General features: G+C 65.8%; 1 protein-coding gene. It reads right to left on the bottom strand.

The features are described from left to right. Positions 1-1,502 (bottom strand): condensation domain-containing protein (locus ACWEKR_RS35555; protein WP_452358240.1); only part of this gene is annotated, 1,502 nt, incomplete at both ends.

The raw sequence follows: 1,502 nt of genomic DNA, 5'->3' as shown, positions 1-1,502 counted from the left end.
GAACCGCGCCGCGAACCCTTCTACCGTCTCCCGGTCGAACAGATCGGTCGCATACGTCAAGAACCCACCGATACCCGCCGCCGCACCCGACTCCTCATACCCGTCACCAACGATCAAATGCAGATCGAACTGCGACACATCCAAATCCGCATCCACACCCGCCACCGTCAAACCCGGCAACTCCAACGCCGCACGCGCGATGTTCTGAAACGACAACCCCACCTGGAACAACGGATGACGCGCCGTCGACCGCGGCGGATTCAACACCTCCACCAACCGCTCGAACGGCACATCCGCATGCGCAAACGCAGCAAGATCGACCTCGCGCTGCCTACCCAGCAAGCCGACGAACGACTCATCCGGCTCCAACCGCGTCCGGAACACCACCGTATTGACGAACATGCCGATCAAATCATCGAGCTCACGCTCACCCCGCCCCGCGACCGGCGTGCCGATGGCGATATCCGCATTGCCGGACAAGCGAGCCAGCAACACCGCAAACGCCGTGTGCACCACCATGAACAACGTCGCGCCATGCGCGCGCGCCAAGTCCACAAGACCCGCGTGGGTCACCGCGTCGATCTCGATATCCACGCGCGCACCCGCCAGCGACGCCACCGCCGGACGCGGCCGATCAGTCGGCAACTCCAACAGATCGGGCAGACCCGCCAACTCCGCACGCCAGAACGCGATCTGCCGCGCCGCCAACGAATCCGGATCCGACTCCTCACCCAACACCGCACGCTGCCACAACGCGTAATCCGCATACTGCACCCGCAACGGCGACCACCCCGGAACATCACCCAAGGTTCGGGCCGCATAAGCGACCATCACATCCCGCACCAACGGACCCATCGACGACGCATCCGCCGCAATGTGATGCACCACCACCGCAAGCACATACGTCTCAGGTGCTCCGTCGACCTGGATGAGCACGGCGCGCAACGGGACCTCGGCCGTGACGTCGAACGGAGTCGCCGCCAGCGCGTACACGCTGCTCGCCACCTCCGACTCGGCCAGCACCCGCGGACCGAGGTCCACGGCGACCTGCGCGGCGGGCAACACCACCTGCACCGGACCATCCGGCGTCTCCGGATACACCGTGCGCAGCACCTCATGCCGCGCCACCACATCGTGCAGCGCCGCACCCAGCGCACCCACATCCAGCGCACCGGTCAACCGCAACGCGAACGGCAAATTATAAGCAGCCGAACCGATCCGCCCCGCAGCATCATCGGACTGATCGAAACGGTTGAGAAACCACATCCGCCGCTGCGCCAACGACAACGGCAACCGCTCCGGACGCGCGATACTCCCCAACTCGACCCGGCGCTCACCGTGTGTATGCGACTCGAGCGCGGCCGCCAAACCCGCCACGGTCGGCGCCTCGAACAGTGTCCGGACGGGCACCCGCGCACCGACCGCCGCGCCGAGACGTGCCACGACCTGTGTGGCGACCAACGAGTTACCGCCGAGCGCGAAGAAATCGTCATCCGCGCCGA

Source organism: Nocardia sp. NPDC004573, from assembly GCF_053602135.1.
The sequence above is the reverse complement of the archived record's forward strand: the minus strand, read 5'-3'. Positions and strand labels throughout refer to the sequence as shown.